Source organism: Streptomyces roseifaciens (assembly GCF_001445655.1).
Lineage (GTDB): Bacteria > Actinomycetota > Actinomycetes > Streptomycetales > Streptomycetaceae > Streptomyces > Streptomyces aureoversilis.
This window is the reverse complement of record NZ_LNBE01000004.1, coordinates 1,361,632-1,380,891: the sequence shown is the minus strand read 5'-3', so window position 1 is coordinate 1,380,891 and position 19,260 is coordinate 1,361,632. Positions and strand designations below refer to the sequence as shown.

The 19,260-nt window shown below is 73.1% G+C and carries 17 protein-coding genes; 6 read left to right on the top strand and 11 right to left on the bottom strand.

The window, feature by feature from the left end; translation table 11 throughout:
• Window positions 1-101 precede the first annotated feature (101 nt).
• Together AS857_RS23295 and AS857_RS23290 are read right to left on the bottom strand one after the other, a co-directional pair.
• A complete protein-coding gene (locus AS857_RS23295; RefSeq protein WP_058045213.1) occupies window positions 102-2,321 on the bottom strand; it encodes an NADP-dependent isocitrate dehydrogenase in 2,220 nt (739 codons plus the stop codon).
• A 145-nt stretch (window positions 2,322-2,466) separates the two neighbouring features.
• Entirely contained in the window at window positions 2,467-2,964 is a 498-nt protein-coding gene (locus AS857_RS23290) for a MarR family winged helix-turn-helix transcriptional regulator (protein ID WP_058045212.1), read from the bottom strand.
• Between the two features lie 99 nt (window positions 2,965-3,063).
• Here AS857_RS23290 and AS857_RS23285 point away from each other — a divergent pair, with 99 nt between their 5' ends.
• Both AS857_RS23285 and AS857_RS23280 read left to right on the top strand, forming a co-directional pair.
• The gene (locus AS857_RS23285; RefSeq protein WP_058045211.1) at window positions 3,064-3,984 is read left to right on the top strand and encodes an EamA family transporter; all 921 of its coding nucleotides are present in this window, start codon (window positions 3,064-3,066) and stop codon (window positions 3,982-3,984) included.
• A 61-nt stretch (window positions 3,985-4,045) separates the two neighbouring features.
• Complete coding sequence (locus AS857_RS23280) at window positions 4,046-4,687, top strand: NAD(P)-dependent oxidoreductase (protein WP_058045210.1); 642 nt, start codon at window positions 4,046-4,048, stop codon at window positions 4,685-4,687.
• A gap of 164 nt (window positions 4,688-4,851) precedes the next feature.
• Here the strand turns inward: AS857_RS23280 and AS857_RS23275 are convergent, their stop codons facing one another.
• The gene (locus AS857_RS23275) at window positions 4,852-5,256 is read right to left on the bottom strand and encodes an RNA-binding S4 domain-containing protein (protein WP_058045209.1); all 405 of its coding nucleotides are present in this window, start codon (window positions 5,254-5,256) and stop codon (window positions 4,852-4,854) included.
• 56 nt (window positions 5,257-5,312) lie between these two features.
• The gene (locus tag AS857_RS23270; protein ID WP_058045208.1) at window positions 5,313-6,764 is read right to left on the bottom strand and encodes an aminotransferase-like domain-containing protein; all 1,452 of its coding nucleotides are present in this window, start codon (window positions 6,762-6,764) and stop codon (window positions 5,313-5,315) included.
• On the opposite strand from AS857_RS23270, the gene AS857_RS23265 reads away from it, so the two are divergent.
• Window positions 6,763-7,716: a DMT family transporter gene (locus AS857_RS23265; RefSeq protein WP_058045207.1), complete on the top strand. Its 954-nt coding sequence runs from the start codon at window positions 6,763-6,765 to the stop codon at window positions 7,714-7,716. The genes AS857_RS23270 and AS857_RS23265 overlap by 2 nt on opposite strands.
• A gap of 122 nt (window positions 7,717-7,838) precedes the next feature.
• A complete protein-coding gene (locus tag AS857_RS23260) occupies window positions 7,839-8,039 on the top strand; it encodes a DUF1918 domain-containing protein (RefSeq protein WP_058045206.1) in 201 nt (66 codons plus the stop codon).
• Window positions 8,040-8,122: 83 nt separating this feature from the next.
• Here AS857_RS23260 and AS857_RS23255 read toward each other — a convergent pair whose 3' ends face one another.
• Complete coding sequence (locus tag AS857_RS23255) at window positions 8,123-9,400, bottom strand: glycoside hydrolase family 10-like protein (protein WP_058045205.1); 1,278 nt, start codon at window positions 9,398-9,400, stop codon at window positions 8,123-8,125.
• A gap of 180 nt (window positions 9,401-9,580) precedes the next feature.
• On the opposite strand from AS857_RS23255, the gene AS857_RS23250 reads away from it, so the two are divergent.
• Window positions 9,581-10,438 (top strand): 3-hydroxybutyryl-CoA dehydrogenase, encoded by an 858-nt coding sequence (locus AS857_RS23250; protein ID WP_058045204.1) that lies wholly within the window; start codon window positions 9,581-9,583, stop codon window positions 10,436-10,438.
• A 202-nt stretch (window positions 10,439-10,640) separates the two neighbouring features.
• Window positions 10,641-10,898 (top strand): hypothetical protein, encoded by a 258-nt coding sequence (locus tag AS857_RS23245; protein WP_373300757.1) that lies wholly within the window; start codon window positions 10,641-10,643, stop codon window positions 10,896-10,898.
• Window positions 10,899-10,938: 40 nt separating this feature from the next.
• On the opposite strand, the gene AS857_RS23240 is transcribed toward AS857_RS23245, so the two are convergent.
• The 6 genes from AS857_RS23240 to AS857_RS23215 form a co-directional block, all read right to left on the bottom strand.
• Window positions 10,939-11,469, bottom strand: a complete 531-nt coding sequence (locus tag AS857_RS23240) for an NUDIX hydrolase (protein WP_058045202.1) — start codon at window positions 11,467-11,469, stop codon at window positions 10,939-10,941.
• Between the two features lie 46 nt (window positions 11,470-11,515).
• Window positions 11,516-12,853: a tetratricopeptide repeat protein gene (locus AS857_RS23235; protein ID WP_058045201.1), complete on the bottom strand. Its 1,338-nt coding sequence runs from the start codon at window positions 12,851-12,853 to the stop codon at window positions 11,516-11,518.
• 80 nt (window positions 12,854-12,933) lie between these two features.
• Entirely contained in the window at window positions 12,934-13,950 is a 1,017-nt protein-coding gene (locus tag AS857_RS23230; RefSeq protein WP_420823959.1) for a PP2C family protein-serine/threonine phosphatase, read from the bottom strand.
• Window positions 13,951-14,257: 307 nt separating this feature from the next.
• Window positions 14,258-16,768, bottom strand: coding sequence for a phenylalanine--tRNA ligase subunit beta (gene pheT / locus AS857_RS23225; RefSeq protein ID WP_058045199.1), 2,511 nt, complete (start codon window positions 16,766-16,768; stop codon window positions 14,258-14,260).
• A complete protein-coding gene (gene pheS / locus AS857_RS23220) occupies window positions 16,768-17,898 on the bottom strand; it encodes a phenylalanine--tRNA ligase subunit alpha (RefSeq protein ID WP_058045198.1) in 1,131 nt (376 codons plus the stop codon). Before pheS ends, pheT begins: the two co-directional genes overlap by 1 nt.
• A gap of 167 nt (window positions 17,899-18,065) precedes the next feature.
• Window positions 18,066-19,238 (bottom strand): sensor histidine kinase, encoded by a 1,173-nt coding sequence (locus AS857_RS23215; protein ID WP_058047008.1) that lies wholly within the window; start codon window positions 19,236-19,238, stop codon window positions 18,066-18,068.
• Window positions 19,239-19,260 lie beyond the last annotated feature (22 nt).

Here is a 19,260-nt window from a genome sequence, read left to right as displayed (position 1 = left end):
TCGACGCCCGCGTTCCGTAGAGCGGGCCGGTACGAACGGGAACCGCCCCGGCCGGGCGCAGTGCCGGCCGGGGCGGAACGGTTTTCCGTCGCGCGGGCGCGTCAGCCCAGGATCGCCAGAGCCTGGTTGAGCGTCGCCGACGGGCGCATGACGGCCGAGGCCTTCGTCACGTCGGGCTGGTAGTAGCCGCCGATCTCGGCCGGGGAGCCCTGCACCGCGATCAGCTCGTCGACGATGGTCCGCTCCTGCTCGGTGAGCGTCTTGGCCAGGGGGCCGAACGCCTCCGCGAGCTGGGCGTCGTCGGTCTGCTTCGCGAGCTCCTGGGCCCAGTAGAGCGCCAGGTAGAAGTGGCTGCCGCGGTTGTCGATGCCGCCCAGGCGACGGCTCGGCGACTTGTCCTCGTTGAGGAAGGTGCCGGTCGCGCGGTCGAGCGTGTCGGCCAGGACCTTGGCGCGGGCGTTGCCCGTGGTGGCCGCGAGGTGCTCGAAGCTGGCCGCCAGCGCGAAGAACTCGCCCAGGCTGTCCCAGCGGAGGTAGTTCTCCTTGACGAGCTGCTGCACGTGCTTGGGAGCGGAGCCGCCGGCGCCGGTCTCGAACAGGCCGCCGCCGTTCATGAGCGGGACGACCGAGAGCATCTTCGCGCTCGTGCCGAGCTCGAGGATCGGGAACAGGTCGGTGAGGTAGTCACGCAGGACGTTGCCGGTGACGGAGATCGTGTCCTCGCCGCGGCGGATGCGCTCCAGCGAGAACTTCGTCGCCTCGACGGGCGACATGATCTCGATCTGCAGGCCCTCGGTGTCGTGCTCCGGCAGGTACGCCTTGACCTTCTCGATGAGCTGCGCGTCGTGCGCGCGGTCCTCGTCGAGCCAGAACACGGCCGGGACGCCGGTCGCGCGGGCGCGGGTGACGGCGAGCTTGACCCAGTCGCGGATCGGCGCGTCCTTGGACTGGCACATGCGGAAGATGTCGCCCGCGCCGACCGTCTGCTCCAGCACGACGTTGCCGGCGCCGTCGAGGACGCGCACCGTGCCGGTGACGGGGACCTCGAAGGTCTTGTCGTGGCTGCCGTACTCCTCGGCCTTCTGCGCCATGAGGCCGACGTTGGGCACGGAGCCCATCGTGGACGGGTCGAAGGCGCCGTTGGCGCGGCAGTCGTCGAGGACGACCTGGTAGACGCCCGCGTAGCTGCTGTCCGGGAGGACGGCGAGGGTGTCGGCCTCCTGGCCGTCCGGGCCCCACATGTGGCCGGAGGTGCGGATCATGGCCGGCATGGAGGCGTCGACGATGACGTCGCTGGGGACGTGCAGGTTGGTGATGCCCTTGTCGGAGTCGACCATCGCCAGGGCCGGGCCCTCGGCGAGCTCGGCGTCGAAGGAGGCCTTGATCGCGGCGCCCTCGGGCAGGGCCTCCAGGCCCTTGAAGATGCCGCCGAGGCCGTCGTTCGGGGTCAGGCCCGCGGCGGCGAGCTGCTCGCCGTACTGCGCGAAGGTCTTCGGGAAGAAGGCGCGGACCACGTGGCCGAAGATGATCGGGTCGGAGACCTTCATCATCGTGGCCTTCAGGTGCACGGAGAACAGCACGTCCTCGGCCTTGGCGCGGGCGACCTGCGCCGTGAGGAACTCGCGCAGCGCGGCGACGCGCATGACGGAGGCGTCGACGACCTCACCGGCGAGCACGGGGACCGACTCGCGCAGGACCGTGGTGGAGCCGTCGTCGCCCGAGAGCTCGATGCGGAGCGTGCCGTCCTCGGCGATGACCGCGGACTTCTCGGTGGAGCGGAAGTCGTCGACGCCCATGGTGGCGACGTTCGTCTTCGAGTCGGCCGTCCAGGCGCCCATGCGGTGCGGGTGCGTCTTGGCGTAGTTCTTGACCGACGCGGGGGCGCGGCGGTCGGAGTTGCCCTCGCGCAGGACGGGGTTGACCGCGCTGCCCTTGACCTTGTCGTAGCGGGCGCGGATGTCGCGCTCCTCGTCGGTCTTCGGGTCGTCCGGGTAGTCCGGCAGCGCGTAGCCCTGCTGCTGCAGCTCGGCGACCGCGGCCTTCAGCTGCGGGATCGAGGCCGAGATGTTGGGCAGCTTGATGATGTTGGCACCCGGCGTCCTGGCCAGCCGGCCGAGCTCCGCGAGGGCGTCGTCGATGCGCTGGCCCTCTTCGAGGAACTCGGGGAACTGCGAGATGATCCGGCCGGCCAGGGAGATGTCGCGGGTCTCCACAGTGACCCCGGCCGTCGAGGCGTAGGCCTGGACCACGGGCAGGAACGAGTGCGTGGCCAGGGCCGGCGCCTCGTCGGTGTGCGTGTAAAAGATGGTCGAGTCAGTCACCGGGTGCTCCGCTCCACGTCTGTAACATTGCTCGACATCAAGATATCTCGTGGCGGACCCCCTCTCGACAGGACCCTGGCCACATCCGCGGCACGGGGCCGGACGCACGCCCCGGCCGCCTTCCGGACGAGGCCGGGCGGGCCTTTCAGTCCTTGCCGTCGCCCAGGGACTCCAGCAGGCTCCTGAGGGTCGTCGCGATCATGTCGCGCTCTTCCTTCGTGAGGGCGGCGAGCAGGCCGGCCGAGGTGGCGACGTGGTCGGGCAGGGCCTCGTCGATGAGGGCGCGGCCCGCGTCGGTGAGCGCGACCACGACGCTGCGGCCGTCCGAGGCACTGGGGCTGCGGCTCACCAGGCCGCGGGCCTCCAGACGGTCGAGGCGCTGGGTGATGGCCCCCGAGGTGACCATCGACGCCCGCATCAGCTCGGCGGGGGTCAGCCGGTGCGGCGCATCGCTGCGCCGCAGCGTGGCGAGGACGTCGAAGGACGCGGCGTCGAGCCCGTGGGCGTTGAACGTACGGCCCGTTTCGGCGTCGACGAGCCGGGACAGCCGCTTGAGCCGTCCGAGTACCGCCATCGGCGACACATCCAGGTCAGGGCGTTGCACAGCCCACTGTTCGAGTACGCGGTCGACGTGATCTGCCATCGGGCCAGGGTAATGGACCGGATGCAACTGTCTTAGCAGTGAGGTACCTCACGCGCCGCCTCTTGCTCGAATAGCTTAGCGCTGAGATACATTGCTTTAGTGCTAAGCAATCGAGTCGGAACCCTGCTGCTCACCGCCCTCGCGCCTGCCGTCTGGGGCACCACCTACCTCGTGACCACCGAGCTCCTGCCCCCGGGCCGCCCGCTCCTCGCGGCGGTCGTCCGGGCCCTGCCCGCCGGGCTCGCGCTCGTCGCCGTGACGCGGCGGCTGCCGCAGGGTGTGTGGTGGTGGCGGGCGCTCGTGCTCGGCGCCCTCAACATCGGCGGGTTCTTCGCTCTGCTGTTCGTCGCCGCGTACCGCCTGCCCGGCGGGGTCGCCGCCACCGTCGGCGCGATACAGCCACTGCTGGTCGCCCTGCTCTCCGCCGGCCTGCTGGGCGAACGGCTCTCCCCCCGTACGCTGATCGCCGCCGTCGCCGGCGTCGCCGGGGTCAGCCTGCTCGTGCTCCGGGCCGAGGCGCGGCTGGACGTCCTCGGGGTCGCCGCCGCGGTCGGCGGAGCCGTCGTCATGGCTGCCGGAATCGTCCTCAGCAAGCGCTGGGTCTCGCCCGCGCCGCTCCTCGCCACCACCGGCTGGCAGCTCGTCGCGGGCGGCCTGCTGCTGCTCCCCGTCGCACTCTTCGCCGAAGGCCTGCCGCCCGCGGCGCCCACCGCCGCGAACCTGGCCGGTTACGCGTACCTCGCCGTCATCGGATCCGCCCTCGCCTACAGCCTGTGGTTCCGCGGGATCCGGCTGCTGTCCCCCACCGACGCGACCTTCCTCGGGCTGCTCAGCCCGCTCGTCGCCACGGCGCTGGGATGGCTGATACTCGATCAGGAACTCAGCGTCGTCCAGGGCTTCGGCGCGCTCGTCGTCCTGGTGTCACTCGTGGTGGCCCAGCTCCGGCGCGGCGCGCCGGGCCCGGCCCGCACGGAACGCCCGGCCCCGGCGGTGCCGGACCCCGAGCCCGCCAACCGGTGACGTCACCGCTCGCCCAGTTTCAAAACCCACTGATTCCCTTCCGACCAAGGAGCTGACAGCTATGCGCATCACCGTCTTCGGAGCAGCCGGCAACGTGGGCCGCCGCGTCGTGACCGAGGCCCTGACCCGTGGCCACGAAGTCACCGCCGTCGTACGGGACTCCGCCCGCTTCGGCGAGCTGCCGGCGGGCGCCACCGCCCGCACAGGCGACGCCTCGGACCCCGCGGACGTCGCACGGCTCGGCGCCGGGCAGGACGTCGTGATCACCGCGACCCGCCCCGCGCCCGGCAGCGAGCACCAGCTCCTCGCCGTCACCGAGGGGCTGCTGGCAGGGCTCTCCGGGACCGGCGTCCGGCTGCTGCTCGTCGGCGGCGCCGGCAGCCTGACCCTCCCCGGCACCGACGGCACGACCGTCGTCGACGGGCCCGGCTTCCCCGCCGACTGGCGGCCCATAGCCCTGGCCTGCAACGACCAGCTGGCCGCCTGCCGCGCCGCCGAGCACGGCGTGGACTGGGCCTACCTGAGCCCGCCCGCCATCCTGGAACCGGGCGAGCGCACCGGCCGCTACCGCCTGGGCAAGGACGAGCTCCTCGTGGACGCCGAGGGCAACTCGGCGATCTCCATGGAAGACCTCTCCGTAGCCCTCCTCGACGAGGCCGAGAAGCCGGTGCACCACCGGACGCGGTTCACGGTCGGGTACTGAGGGTTCGCCGCCACGCGTCGTACCAGGTCGACACGACGGCAGTCCGGCACCGCCGGTACGGCACGTCGTGGCTGATCGCCGCTGCGGCGGAGGGCGGGTGCCCGCCCGGGCCGTGACCACCACGGCGGCACCGGAGTGGCCGGTGGACGGGCAGGGCCCGGACGTCAGCGGTCCCGCTGGGCGCCCTGGAGGCGTTCCAGTTCGCGGCGGTCCCGCTTCGTGGGGCGGCCCGTGCCGCGGTCGCGGACGGCTACCACGGCCACGTGTTCGCGCGGCGGCTCGGGCGGGGTGTTGTCGACGTAGCACTCGGCGGCGACGGGCGCGCCGACCCGCTTGCTGATGAGCCGCGACACGACGACGACGCGCTCCCGCCCGTCGAGGCGCACCCGCACCTCGTCGCCGGGGCGCACCGTCTGGGCGGGCTTGGCGCGCTCGCCGTTGACGCGGACGTGGCCCGCGCGGCAGGCCGCGCCCGCCGCGGAGCGCGTCTTCGTGAGCCGTACGGACCAGATCCAGCTGTCGACCCGGACCGGCGCGGCGCCCTCGCCTGAAGCAACTACTGAAGCCATGCTCCGACTGTAGGGCCTGTCCGGCGGATCACGACGACTCGCGGGGCACGGGGGCGTCATCCCCCGGGGCATGCGGTCTCGAACGCCGTCCGCAGCCTGCTCACACCCTCCGCCAGCTCGGCCGTCCCGGCGACCGCCGCGAAGCTCAGCCGCAGGTGCGGGGCGACGGATTCCGCGGGGTGGTACGGGCCGCCCGAGGCCACGGCGACGCCGGCGCGCAGCGCGGCCGCGGACAGCGCGGCGTCGTCCGTGCCGTCCGGCAGCCGGGCCCACACGTGGAAGCCCCCGGGCGGGACGAAGTCGACGGATACGGCGGGCAGTTCGCGGTGCAGGGCGGTGAGCAGCGCCTCGCGCCGGACGCGCAGTTCGGCGGCGGTCGTGCGCCGGTGCCGGGTCCAGGCGGGCGAGCCGACGAGTTCGAGGGCGGCCTCCTGCAGGGGGCGCGGCACGAAGAAGCTGTCCACGACCTGGATGGCCCGCAGGCGTTCGAGGACGGGCCCGCGGGCGGCGAGGGCCCCCACGCGCAGGCTGGGCGAGGTGGCCTTGGTGAGGGAGCAGACGTGGACGACGATGCCGTCGGGGTCGTCCGCGGCGAGGGTGGGCGGCAGCGGCGGTGCGTCCTCGTGGGCGAGGCGGCGCGCGAAGTCGTCCTCGATGACGAAGGCCCCGGCCTCGCGGGCCACCCGGATCACCTCGGGCCGCCGGTCGTCGGCCAGGACGGCGCCGGTCGGGTTCTGGAACAGCGGCTGGCAGACGAAGACGCGGGCGCCGCTCGTGCGGAACGCCTCCGCGAGCAGGTCGGTGCGCACGCCGCGGGCGTCGGTGGGCACGGGTACGGGCCGCAGTCCGGAGGCGCGCGCGGCGGCGAGCATGCCGGGGTAGGTCGGGGATTCGACGAGGACGGGCGCGCCGGGCGGGGCGAGGGCCCGCAGGGCCGCGGTCAGGGCGCTCTGCCCGCCGGCGGTGATCAGCACGTCGGAGGCGGCGACGGTGCCGGCCGGACCGCCGATCTCGCGGGCGAACCAGGCGCGCAGCTCGGTCACGCCCTCGATCGGCGGGCGTCCCCAGGCACCGGGGCGGCGCCCGGCCCGGCCGAGGGCCGCGGCGAGAGCGCGCTCGGGCTGCAGGGCGGGGTGGAGGTAGCCGCCGCTGAGCTCGATGACGCCGGGCGGGGGTTCGGCGAGCGTGCTGAGCACGCCGGAGGCGTCGACGGAGCGGGGGACGGCCTCCGCGGCGCTCTCCATGCTGAGGGCGACCTGCTGCCACGAGGTGTCGCCGAGGCGCACGGGCGCGCTGTGCGGGGCCGTACGGAACGCGCCGGCGCCGGGCCGGGTGGTCACGAGGCCTTCCGCGGCGAGGGCGGCGATCGCCCGCGAGACGGTGACGGGGCTGACCCGGAAGCGTTCGACAAGGGCCCTGCTGGACGGCAGCTTCTCACCCGGAGAGTAGCGGTTGAGCTCCCTTTTCAGGGCTTCTACCAGTTCAGCGACGCTGTTACGCTCATGCATGAGAGTGAAAGATAGCGCTATCGGACCGACGACGGTAGCAGTGCAGAGCTCCGGGCGGGCCGCTGCGGCGGACACCGCGGGAGCTGCGGCCCCTCGTGCGGGAAGCGGCGTCCTCCTCGCCGCCCTGGGCGTGGCGGCCTTCTCGCTGACGTTCCCCGCGACGGCCTGGGCCCTGGAGGGGCTCGGCCCGTGGTCCGTGACCGCCTGCCGGATGCTGCTGGCGGGCCTGATCGCCGCCGGCTGCCTGCTGGCGCTGCGCGTCCGGGTCCCGGCGCGGCGGCACTGGCCCGCGCTGTGCGCGGTGGCCGGCGGCACGGTCGTCGGCTTCCCCCTGCTGACCACGCTCGCCCTGCAGACCTCCTCGACCTCGCACGCCGCGGTCGTCGTGGGCCTGCTGCCGCTGACGACCGCCGCTTACTCGGCCGTACGCAACGGGACCCGGCACTCGCGCACGTTCTGGGGCGCGGCCGTCACGGGCGCGGCCGTGGTGATCGTCTTCGCCGTGCAGCAGAGCGGCGGCAGCCCCACGACCGGTGATCTGTACCTGTTCGCCGCGCTGCTCGTCTGCGCGGCGGGCTACGCGGAGGGCGGGCGGCTGGCGCGCGAGATGCCGGGGTGGCAGGTCATCGGCTGGGCGCTGGTGCTGTGCCTGCCGGTGGCGGCCGTGGGTACCGCGGTGGCGCTGTGGGCCGAGCCCGGACGGCTCACGGGCCACACGGTCGCGGGGCTGCTGTGGCTCGCCGCGGGATCGCAGTTCCTGGGCATGTGGGTGTGGTACCGCGGCATGAGCGCGATCGGAGTCGCCCGGGCCAGCCAGCTGCAGCTGGCGCAGCCGCTGCTCACCCTGGTCTGGTCGGTGCTGCTGCTCGGCGAGCACCTGACCCCCGCCGCGCCGGTGGCCGCCGTGGCCGTGCTGGTGTGCATCGGGGTGACGCAGCGGGCGCGCGGCTGACCGGGCGCGCGTTGCTCCACCTGGCCGAGGGGCGGGCCATATACCGCCGGTCACCGTAGACTTGGGAGCATCCCAGCACACCTCGAATCTCGAACGGAACTCGAACAGAAGGGGCACCGTCGATGCATGCGAGCAAGGGTGACCACCTGGTGGTCCACGGGCGGACGGTCGGCCAGCAGGATCACGTCGTGGAGATCGTCGAGGTGCTGGGCCCCAACGGCACGCCGCCGTACCGGGTCCGCGCCGAGAACGGCCACGAGACGATCATGTCGCCGGGCCCCGACGCGGTGGTCGACCACCGCAGGGCCTCCGGCCAGGGTTAGCAGACGCCTTCGACCCCGCTGCGAGGCCAGCCCCCGCGGCGGGGTCCGGCGGTGCCGCACACACCGCACGGCGGAGCCCGTGGTCAGTGCGGCGGGCGCACCCGGGCCGGGTAGTGGTCCTTGACCACCCGCGCCATCGCCCCTATCGGGTCCGCGACCACCTGCTTGGCGGAGAAGTACACGTTCCCGAGCACCTCCGGGTACTCCCGGCACAGTGTGAGGTGGCGCGAGAGCTCGGCCGGGTCCTGCCAGGGCGCGGGCTGCGCGGGGTCGCCCGCCCGGTACAGCGCCTCGCCGACGTACAGCTGCACGTCCGTGTCCCGGACGGTCTCCGCCCACCACGGCACGAGCTTCGCGTAGTCCGCGGCGGCGAAGCCGATGTGCCAGTACACCTGGGGCACGATGTAGTCGATCCACTCCTCCACGACCCATTTCCGCGTGTCCGCGCCGAGGTCGTCGTAGGTCTGCACGCCCGCGCGGGTGTCCGAGCCGAGCGGGTCGCTGGAGCGGTTGCGCCAGACCGCGAACGGGCTGATCCCGAACTGCACGTGCCGCTTGCGCCGCTTGATGCGCTGCCCCATCTCCCGCACCAGCAGGTCGATGTTGTCGCGCCGCCAGGCGGCCCGGTCCGGGAAGCCGGAGCCGTAGCGGGCGTACGCGGTGTCGTCGTCGAAGCGCTGGCCGGCCACCGGGTACGGGTAGAAGTAGTCGTCGAAGTGCACGCCGTCCAGGTCGTAGCGGGAGACGGCGTCGAGCATGGCGTCCTGGACGAAGCGGCGCACCTCGGGGAGGCCGGGGTTGTAGTAGAGCTTGCCGCCGTAGGGCACGACCCACTCGGGGTGGATGCGCGCGGGGTGGGTGGCGACGAGCCGGCCGGGGTCGGGGTGGTTGGCGATGCGGTAGGGGTTGAACCAGCCGTGCAGTTCGATCCTGCGCCGGTGGGCCTCGCGCACGGCGAAGGCCAGCGGGTCCCAGCCCGGATAGCGGCCCTGAGTTCCCGTCAGGTACTCCGACCAGGGCTCGAACGGGGAGGGCCAGAAGGCGTCCGCGGTCGGCCGGATCTGCAGCATGACCGCGTTGAGGCGGCGGTCGGCGGCCGTGTCGAGGAGGGTGATCAGCTCCTCGCGCTGCCGGTCGGGGCTCAGGCCCGGCTTGGACGGCCAGTCGACGTTGACGACGGTGGCGATCCACATCCCCCGGAACTCGCGCTTCCGCCGGCGCTCGGCCGGGCCGCCCGCCCCCGTCGTCCGCGGAGCGGGCCACGACCGGCCCGCGGCCGCTCCCGCCTCGCCGGACGCCAGCATGGCGGACATCATCCCTGCGGCGGCCACGGTGAACCCTCTTCGGGTCATACGCCCCATATGCGGGACCTCTCTTCGCCGTCTCGTCGGATCGGTCACACCGTTCGAGGCCAGCATGCCCGCCCCAGCCCCATCGGGACCGCACGGCGCGGAGTAACGTCTGGAACGAGGCGGGCACCGCGGCGAGACGCGGCCCGCCGGACGACCGAGAACAGCGAAAGGCACGATGTGACGGACACTGTGGCAGACGTAGCGCGTGTCGGGGTGGTGGGCTGCGGCCAGATGGGCGCGGGGATCGCGGAGGTGTGTGCCCGGGCCGGCCTGGACGTCATGGTCGCCGAGACCACCGGGGAGGCCCTGGAGATCGGCCGCACCCGCCTGACCAACTCCCTCGGCAAGGCCGCCGAGCGCGGCAAGATCTCCGAGGAGGAGCGCGACGCGACGCTCGCCCGGCTGAGCTTCACCACGGACCTCGGCGAGTTCGCCGACCGCGACCTGGTCATCGAGGCCGTCGTCGAGAACGAGCAGGTCAAGTCCGAGATCTTCCAGGTCCTCGACCAGGTGGTCACCCGCCCCGACGCGATCCTGGCCTCCAACACCTCCTCGATCCCGCTGGTGAAGCTGGCCGTGGCCACCTCCCGGCCGGACCGCGTCATCGGCATCCACTTCTTCAACCCGGCCCCGGTGCAGAAGCTCGTCGAACTCATCCCGGCGCTCACCACCAGCGAGGAAACGATCAAGCGCGCCGACGCGCTGGTCGCCAACGTGCTGGGCAAGCACGCCATCCGGGCCCAGGACCGCTCCGGCTTCGTCGTCAACGCCCTGCTGATCCCGTACCTGCTCTCGGCCATCCGGATGTTCGAGTCCGGCATCGCCAGCCGCGAGGACATCGACAACGGCATGGAGCTCGGCTGCGCCCACCCGATGGGCCCGCTCAAGCTCTCCGACCTGATCGGCCTGGACACGGTCGCCTCGGTCGCCGACAGCATGTACCAGGAGTACAAGGAGCCGCTGTACGCCGCTCCCCCGCTGCTCCAGCGCATGGTCGACGCGGGCCGCCTCGGCCGCAAGACCGGCTCGGGCTTCTACACGTACTGAGCCCCGTGTGCCCGGACCCGTACCGAGCGCCCCCGCGCCCGTCACGGACCGTCACCATCCGGCACCGCCGCACACCCGTGTTCGCACGGGGTGTGCGGCGGTGACTCGCATATACCCCCCGCACACGCTCCCGCTCCGCGCGCCGACACGGTTGACTCGGCTCGTCGGACACACAGGAGTCATTCCGGAAGGGGTACGGAAAGTGACCATGCATCCCGAGCAGGCCACCAGAACGGCTGAGCTCGCGGAGCTCCGTCGTAGCCTCGATGTCGGCGTCGTCCGCATCGACGGCCACCTCGCCCTCCTCACCCAGCGCAGCGATCAGTCGGAACGCGAGATCACCGAGATGGCGGACCGGGTAAGGGCCCTGGAGCACGGCAGGTGGCCCCTGCCCTCACTGGCCGCGCTCACCGGTGTCGCCGCCCTGGCACTCGCCGTCTGGCAGGCGACCGGCCGGTGAGCGCGGGGCGTGCCACGGCCGCCGCTCGCGGGGCCGGCCGCTAGCCGAGCCGGATGTGGTGCAGCAGCAGGAGCGCCGCCGCCATGTTGGCGGCCGGCACCTCGCCGCGGCCGATCATGTCGGGCACCAGCTTCAGCGGCACCCACTCGCGCCGGTCGGACTCGAAGTCGTCCTCCGGGTCGCCGATGTACTCGGCCTCGTCCGACCAGTAGATGTGGTGCCGGGCGTCGGTGAGGCCGTTGGACGGCTCGACCGACATCAGGTGCCGCAGCGGGCCGGGCCGCCACCCGGTCTCCTCCTCCATTTCCCGGGCAGCCGCGCCGGCGAGGTCCTCGCCGTCCTCGACGACGCCGGCGGCCAGTTCCCAGCCCCAGTTGTCGGTGATGAAGCGGTGCCGCCACAACAGCAGGACCTCATTGGCCTCGTTGACCACCGTGGCCACGGCGACGGGCCGCAGCCGGATGAGGAAGTGGTCGAGGTGGCGGCCGTCGGGGAGTTGAACGTCTGCGAGATTGACCCGGAACCAGCGGTTCGCATAGACCGTCCGCTCCCTGAGATTCTTCCAACGCACGTGTTGCCACCTTCCGCCGAGGTGGCCACCTCCCCGGGCGCTGTCCTCACAGGGGCACGCGCAACGCCCCGTCGATCATCTCGGCGGCCTCGGCAGTGGCCGCACACCCGCTTTCGATCAGATGCTCGCGCACCGCCCGGAGCCGGTCCCGTAAGCGCTGCGATTCCATGCCTCTCGCCTGCTCGGTCATCTCCCGTGCGGTGGCCACCGCCTTGTCCGCGTCTCCTTGACGCAGCTCGATGTGCGTGAGCATGGCGAGCCGGTGGACACGTCCCCGGTCGTGGGCGGGGGTGTCGACGGCCCGGTCCGCGTGCTCACGGGCGGGTCCGAGGTCGCCGAGGCTCAGGAGCGCCTCGGCCACCTGCACGTTCACCAGACCGGGCTGCACATAGCCGGTCTCGGCGGGCTCCTGGCCGCGGCGGATGCGCTCGGCGGCGGTCTCGGCGCGGCGGATGCAGGCGAGCGCGCCGGCGCCGTCGCCGAGCCGCGCGTACGCCTTGGCCTGCATGGCGTAGAGATCGGCCGCGAGGGCCGGGGTCAGCTCCGTGCCCGCGGCCCGCAGCGCGGACTCGGCGAACGCCACGGCCTGCCGGTACTCGCGCATGAACAGCGACTGGTTGACGAGCAGGGCGATGACGTAGCCGCCGAGACCGCGGTCGCCGCTGGCCTTGGCCAGCCGCAGCGCCTGGTGGAAGTAGCGCTGGGCCAGGCCGTGCGCGTCGGAGTCGTAGGCGCAGATGCCGGCGACGGCGACCAGCCCGCCGGTGGCCCGGTGCAGCTGACGGCCCGTCTCGTCCGTGTAGCTGCCGCGCAGCAGGGGGGCGGCCTCGGCGTTGAGGAAGCCCACGACGCGGGCGCGCGTCGCGATCCCGCCCGCCTTGCGGTACATCTGCTCGTAGTGGGTGCGGGCCGCGCGCAGCATCTCGATGTCGTCCATGGAGACGCGGGTGAGGCCGCGCCGGGAGACGTCGGCGTCCTCGGGAGGGTTCTCCCACTCCCAGACCGGGATGACGGCGGGGGTCCCGGTGACGGCGGGGGCGGTGACGACGTGCTCGCGCTGCTGCTCGTCGGAGCGCCAGAGGGCGGTGGCCCGTTCGACGAAGCCGGAGAGCGGGGTGTTGGGCAGCCGCGGGCTGCCCGGGGTGCCGAGGCCGATGTCGTCCAGGGTCAGCGCGCGGTGCAGCCGCTCGCCGAGGACTTCGCAGATCAGATCCGGCACCTGGCCGCGCGGCCGCTGGCCCTTCAGCCAGCGGGCGACGGCCGTGTGTTCGTAACGCAGCGCCAGACCCCGGGCCCGGCCTGCCGCGTTGACGTGGGCGGCCAGGCCGGCGTGGGATATGCCCGCTTCGTCGAGGATGGCGTCAAGGAGAGTGTTGGGCTCCATCCTGCCCTCCGCATGCGCTCGGTGGGGCCAGCGTAATGGAGATCCCTTCGCACGGGGTGTGAACCGGCCGTGGCTGAGCGTCAGCGGCGGGGGCGGCCCGAACGGGCCAGACAGGGGCGGGGCTCGCGCTCCGGGGCACGGCAGCGGTCGTTGCTCAGCACCAGCAGCGCGATGTCGTCGGAGAGCCGGCCGCCGGTGTGGCGCAGCAGGGCGGACTGCACGTGCTCGATGACCGCGGCGGGGACGACGGGCGTACGGTCGGCGACGGCGTCGAGGACGCCCGCGAGCGGGAAGAAGGCCCCGGCCGCATCGCGCGCATCCTCCGCCCCGTCCGTGTGGAGCACCAGGGCGTCCCCCGGCAGCAGCCGGGTCAGGGGGGCGACGGGCAGCTCGGGCGGCAGCGGGAAGAGCCCGAGCGGCGGCAGCGGATCGCCCCGCCCCACCGCGGCGGCGCGGGGGCCCTCGCAGGCGGTGCGGGAGAGGCGGTACGGCCAGGGGTGGCCGCAGTTGACCGCGGTGACCAGGCCGTCGGAGCGGATCTCCAGCAGCAGGACGGTCACGAACTCCTCGCCCAGCCCGCGCTCCTGCTCCGCCCCGGGCCTGGCCTGGGCCTCGGCGCGGGCGCGCTCGCACAGATGGCGCTGCAGGGCGCGGTCCAGGCGGCGCAGGACATCGGCCAGGGCGGGCTCGTCGTGGGCGGCTTCGCGGAAGCTGCCGAGGACGGCGGCGACGGTGCCGATGGCGGTGAGGCCGTGGCCGCGGACGTCCCCCATGACGATGCGCACGCCGTACGGAGTGGCCAGCGCCTCGTACAGATCGCCGCCGACCAGGGCGCCCTCGCTGACCGACAGGTGACCGCCGGCGAGGTTGATCCCGTCGAGCCGGGGCGGCAGGGGCCGCAGCAGCACGCGCTGGGCGGTGGCGGCGACCTCCCGGGCGCGCTCCAGCTCGCGCAGGAGCCGGCGCCGGCGGCCGGTGACGGCGCATCCCGTGGCGGCGACGGCGACGATCGCGAGCAGGTGCACGCCCTCGCCGCGGGGGCTCACGAGCTCCCACGCGACCACTCCGAGTACCCACAGCCCGGGGAGAACGAACACCACCCCCCGCTGCCGGCGCACCGCCCTTGTCCGAATCATGCCGTTGGCCCCCCTAGCAGCAATGACGCCCTCGATTCTCGCGAGCTATCAGCGCTAAGTAACGACCCGGGCCTTCAATTCCACCCTATTGAGTGATATTCGGACACTCCTGAGTGAGGAAACGCGAGAGGGGCGCATCCGGTTCACCGGATGCGCCCCTCGTTCGGGCCGCAATTGCCTGCGCTCTCCTCGGCTTCCTTCAGCTGCTTCCAGCTGTTTTCAGCCGTGGCTTTGCGCCGCGCAGGCGGTCACGCAGCATCACACAGTGTCACGCGCCGCGCAGCACCGCGCCCGTGCGCTCGACGGCCGCGGCCACGGCGGCGTCGCGCGCGCCGGTCGCCTCCTCGGCCGTCAGGGTGCGGTCGGCAGCGCGGAAGCGCAGCGCGTACGCGAGCGACTTCTTGCCCGCGCCGATCTGCTCGCCGGTGAAGACGTCGAACAGGCGCAGCGACTCGAGCAGCTCGCCCGCGCCGGACCGCAGCGCGGCCTCGACGTCGGCGGCCGCCACCGAGGCGTCCACGACGAGCGCGACGTCCTGCGTGGCCACCGGGAAGGAGGACACGTGCGGGGCCTCGACGGCACCGGCGCCGGCCTGCTGCAGGACATCGAGGTCGATCTCCATGGCGCAGGTGCGCTCCGGCAGGCCGAAGGCCTTCACGACGCGCGGGTGCAGCTCGCCCGCGGAGCCGGCGAACACCTCGGCGCCGTCGACCACCGCGTAGAACGCGGCGCAGCGGCCCGGGTGGAACGGCGCCCGCTGGTCCTGACGGACGATCAGCTCGACGCCCGCCTCGCGCGCGACCGAACGGCCGGCCTCGACGGCGTCCGCCCAGCCGGCCGGACGGCCCTTGCCCCAGTAGCCGTCGAGCTCACGGGCCCCGGCGAGGACGACGGCGGCACGGCGCGGCTGCCGGGGCAGCGCGGCGTTCAGGCCGGCGATCTCCTCGTCGGTGGGACGGCGGTCGACGGGCAGCCGGACCGGGGTGGTCTCCTCGCCGGTGGGCAGGAAGACGAGACCGGTCTCGAAGAGGGCCAGGTCGTGCTCGCCACGGCTGTCGTTGCGGCGCAGGGCCGTGAACAGGCCCGGCAGCATCGTGGTGCGCAGCGACGGCTCGGCCTCGGAGAGCGGGTTGACCAGACGCACCGTGGTGCGGCGCGGGTCGTCGGCCTCCAGGCCCAGGTGGTCGAGCGCCCAGTCCCCGACGAAGGGGTAGTTGAGCACCTCGACGTAGCCCGCGCCGGCCAGCGCCCGGCCGACGCGGCGGTGCAGCCGCTGCCGGTGGGTCAGGCCGCGGCCGGCGGGGGGCGCCGGCAGGGTGGCGGGCAGGTTCTCGTAGCCCTCGAGCCGGATGACCTCTTCGGCGAGGTCGTTCGGGTCGGTGAGGTCCGGGCGCCAGCTCGGGACGGTGACGATCAGCTCGTCCTGCCCGTAGACGTCGCAGCCGACCTCCTGGAGGTGGCGGACGACGGTCTCCCGGCCGTACTCCACACCGGCGACGCCGTCCGGGTGGTCGGCGCGCATGGCGATCGTGCGCGGACCGCTGGGGGCGGCGAACTCGGTCACGCCGGCCTCGGCGGTGCCGCCCGCGAGCAGCACGAGCAGGTCGACGGTGCGCTGGGCGGCCGCGGAGGCCGCCTGCGGGTCGACGCCGCGCTCGAAGCGCTTGGCCGCCTCGGAGGGCAGCTTGTGGCGGCGGACGGCGCGGGCGATGGCGACGGGGTCGAAGTGCGCCGCCTCGACGACGACCTCGGTGGTGCCCGAACCGGCGGCGTGGTCGCCGATCTCGGTCTCGGCGCCGCCCATGACGCCCGCGAGCCCGATCGGGCCGCGGTTGTCGGTGATGACCAGGTCCTCGGGGTCCAGGACGCGCTTGGTGCCGTCGAGGGTGGTCAGCTTCTCGCCGCGCTCGGCACGCCGGACGCCGATCGGGCCGTCGAGGCGCGAGCGGTCGTAGGCGTGCAGCGGCTGGCCGAGCTCCAGCATCACGTAGTTGGTGATGTCGACGGCCAGGGAGATCGGGCGCATGCCGGCCTTCTGCAGGCGGCGCTGGAGCCAGATCGGGGAGCGGGCCTCGGGGTCGAGACCGGTGACCGTGCGGGCCGTGAAGCGGTCGCAGCCGGCCGGGTCGGCGACCTTGACGGGGTAGCCGAGGGAGTTGGGCGCGGGCACGTCCAGCAGGGCCGGGTCGCGCAGCGGCAGGCCGTAGGCGGTGGCGGCCTCGCGGGCGATGCCGCGCATCGACAGGCAGTAGCCGCGGTCGGGGGTGACCGCGATGTCCAGCACCTCGTCGACGAGCTCGAGCAGCTCGATGGCGTCGGTGCCGGGCTCGTACTCCTGCGGCAGCACGATGATGCCGTGCGTGCCGTCGTCGCCCATGCCCAGCTCCTCGCCGGAGCAGATCATGCCGTGCGAGACCCTGCCGTAGGTCTTGCGGGCGGCGATGGCGAAGTCGCCGGGCAGGACGGCGCCGGGCAGCACGACGACGACCTTGTCGCCGACGGAGAAGTTGCGGGCGCCGCAGACGATCTCCTGCGGCTCACCGGTGCCGTTGGCCGTGCCGACGTCGACGGTGCAGAAGCGGATCGGCTTGCGGAAGCCCTCGAGCTCCTCGATCGTGAGGACCTTGCCGACGACCAGGGGGCCCTTGAGGCCGGCGCCGAGGCTCTCGACGCGCTCGACCTCGAGACCCGCGGCGATCAGCTTGGCCTGCACGTCGCGACCGGTCTCACCGGCCGGAAGGTCGACGTATTCCCGCAGCCAGGAAAGCGGGGCGCGCATCAGATCTCCATCCCGAACGGCCGGGTGAAGCGCACGTCACCTTCGACCATGTCTCGCATGTCCTCAACGTTGTGGCGGAACATCAGCAGTCGCTCGATGCCGAAGCCGAAGGCGAAGCCGCTGTACTTCTCCGGGTCGATGCCCGCGGCGGTCAGCACGCGCGGGTTGACCATGCCGCAGCCGCCCAGCTCGATCCAGCCCTCGCTGGAGCAGGTGCGGCAGGGGCGGTCGGGGTTGCCGGCCGACTCGCCGCGGCAGACATAGCACTGCATGTCCAGCTCGGCGGAAGGCTCGGTGAAGGGGAAGTAGTTGGGGCGCAGGCGCGTGGTCAGGCCCTCGCCGAACAGCGAGCGCACCATGTGCTCGATGGTGCCCTTGAGGTCGGCCATGGTCAGGCCCTCGTCGATGGCGAGGAGCTCGACCTGGGTGAAGACCGGCGTGTGCGTCGCGTCCAGCTCGTCCATGCGGTAGACGCGGCCGGGGCAGATCACGTAGACGGGCGGCTCGCGGTCGAGCATCGTGCGGACCTGCACCGGGGAGGTGTGGGTGCGCAGCACGACGCCGGACTCGGCCTCCTTGGCCTTCTTGCCCGGGGCCTGGACGAAGAGCGTGTCCTGCATGGCGCGGGCCGGGTGGTCCTGCGCGATGTTCAGCGCGTCGAAGTTGAACCACTCCGTCTCGACCTCGGGGCCCTCGGCGACCTCGTAGCCCATGGCCACGAAGACGTCCTCGATGCGCTCGCTGAGGGTCGTGATGGGGTGGCGCGCGCCGGCCGGCGTGCGGTCGTACGGCAGGGTGACGTCCACCGCCTCCTCGACCAGCACGCGGGCGTCGCGCTCCGCCTCCAGCTCGGCCTGGCGGGCGGCGAAAGCCTTGTTCACGGCACCGCGGGCCATGCCCATGCGCTTGCCGGCCTCGGCCTTGGCGTGCGGCGGCAGGGCGCCGATCTCGCGGTTGGCGAGGGCGAGGGGCGAGCGGTCACCGGCGTGCGCAGCCTTGACCTCGCGCAGGGCGTCGAGGTCGGCGGCCGCGGCGACGGCGGCGAGCGCCTCGTCCCGCATGCGCTCGATCTCTTCCGGTTTCAGTGCCTCGACCTCGACAGGGTCGTACGACTTATTGGGTGCGGACATCTCTTCCCGTGCTTCCGGTTTGTCCCCCAGCTACCGCTGGGAGGTGCCCCCAGGCTTCGCTTCGCTGGCGGCGCTTGCCCATCGAATGGGTGCCAAGGTCGTGCCAAAGGTGCCAAAGGTCGAGTCTAAGGGGCGCATGGGGGTCGGTGGGCCCGCGGGCCGCCCGCTCAGGCCTGTGAGAGAAAGGCCGGGGCGCCCACGGGCAGGGTAAATCGGAACCGGGCGCCACCGCCGGCGGCCCGCTCCACGGTGATCGCCCCGCCGTGGGCCTCGACGATGCCCTTGACGATGTAGAGGCCGAGGCCGGTGCCGCCGCGCTTGCTGCCCCGCCAGAAGCGGGTGAAGACGCGGCTCATCGACTCCTCCGGGATGCCGGGCCCCTCGTCGCTCACGGTGACCGCCGTTCCCTCCGTGTCCTCCGCGCGTGCCTTCAGCAGCGCCGGCGCCACCTCTATCGTGACGCGCCCCTCGCCGTGGCGCACCGCATTTTCCAGGAGGTTGCCGAGGACCTGGTCGACCTTGTCGGGGTCGGCCCAGAGCGCGGGCAGCGGATCGGCGACCTTGACCTCGAAGCGGTCGGCGCGGTGGCCCGCCGTGGTGTACGCCTGCACGTGGCGGCGGACGGCGGCGACGATGTCGACGGGCTGGCGGCGCAGCTCCAGGCGGCCGGAGTCGATCCGGGAGATGTCGAGCAGCTCGGCGATCAGCCGGGTGACGCGGTCCGCATCGGCGTCGACGGTCTCCAGCATCAGCCGCTTCTGGTCGTCGGTGAACCGCTCCCACTTGGCGAGCAGCGTGGCCGTGAAGCCCTTGACGGACGTCAGCGGCGAGCGCAGCTCGTGGGCGACGGTGGCGATCAGCTCGGCGTGGCTGCGCTCGGTGCGGCGGCGGGCGTCGGTGCCGCGCAGCTGGACGACCAGGCGGCGGACGGGCCCGGTGGGCCGCTCGCGGACGTAGCGCGCGGAGACCAGGACCTCGCGGCCGCCGGGGAGCAGGAGATTCCGCTCGGGCTGGCCCAGCCGGGTGGCCGGCCCGCCGTAGGGGTCGGTGAGCGGCCACCAGCGGCGGCCCTCCAGGTCCTCCAGGGGGAGGGCGCTCTCCAGGGGGCGGCCGATCGCCTCGTCGGGCCGGACCGCGGTGATGCGGGAGGCGGCGGCGTTGAAGCAGGTGACGCGGCCGTTCTCATCGGCGACGACGAGGCCGTCGGGGAGGTCGTCGGGGTGCAGGCCGAGCCCGGTGAGCCCCTGCGCGAGGGGGTCGTCCGGCTCGTGGGACCCGTGCGGCGCACGGGCCGCCGCCGGAGCGGCGTCGGCCACGCTTCCGGAAGTCCTGACGTTCATCATCCGCACCCCCTCCCGACTC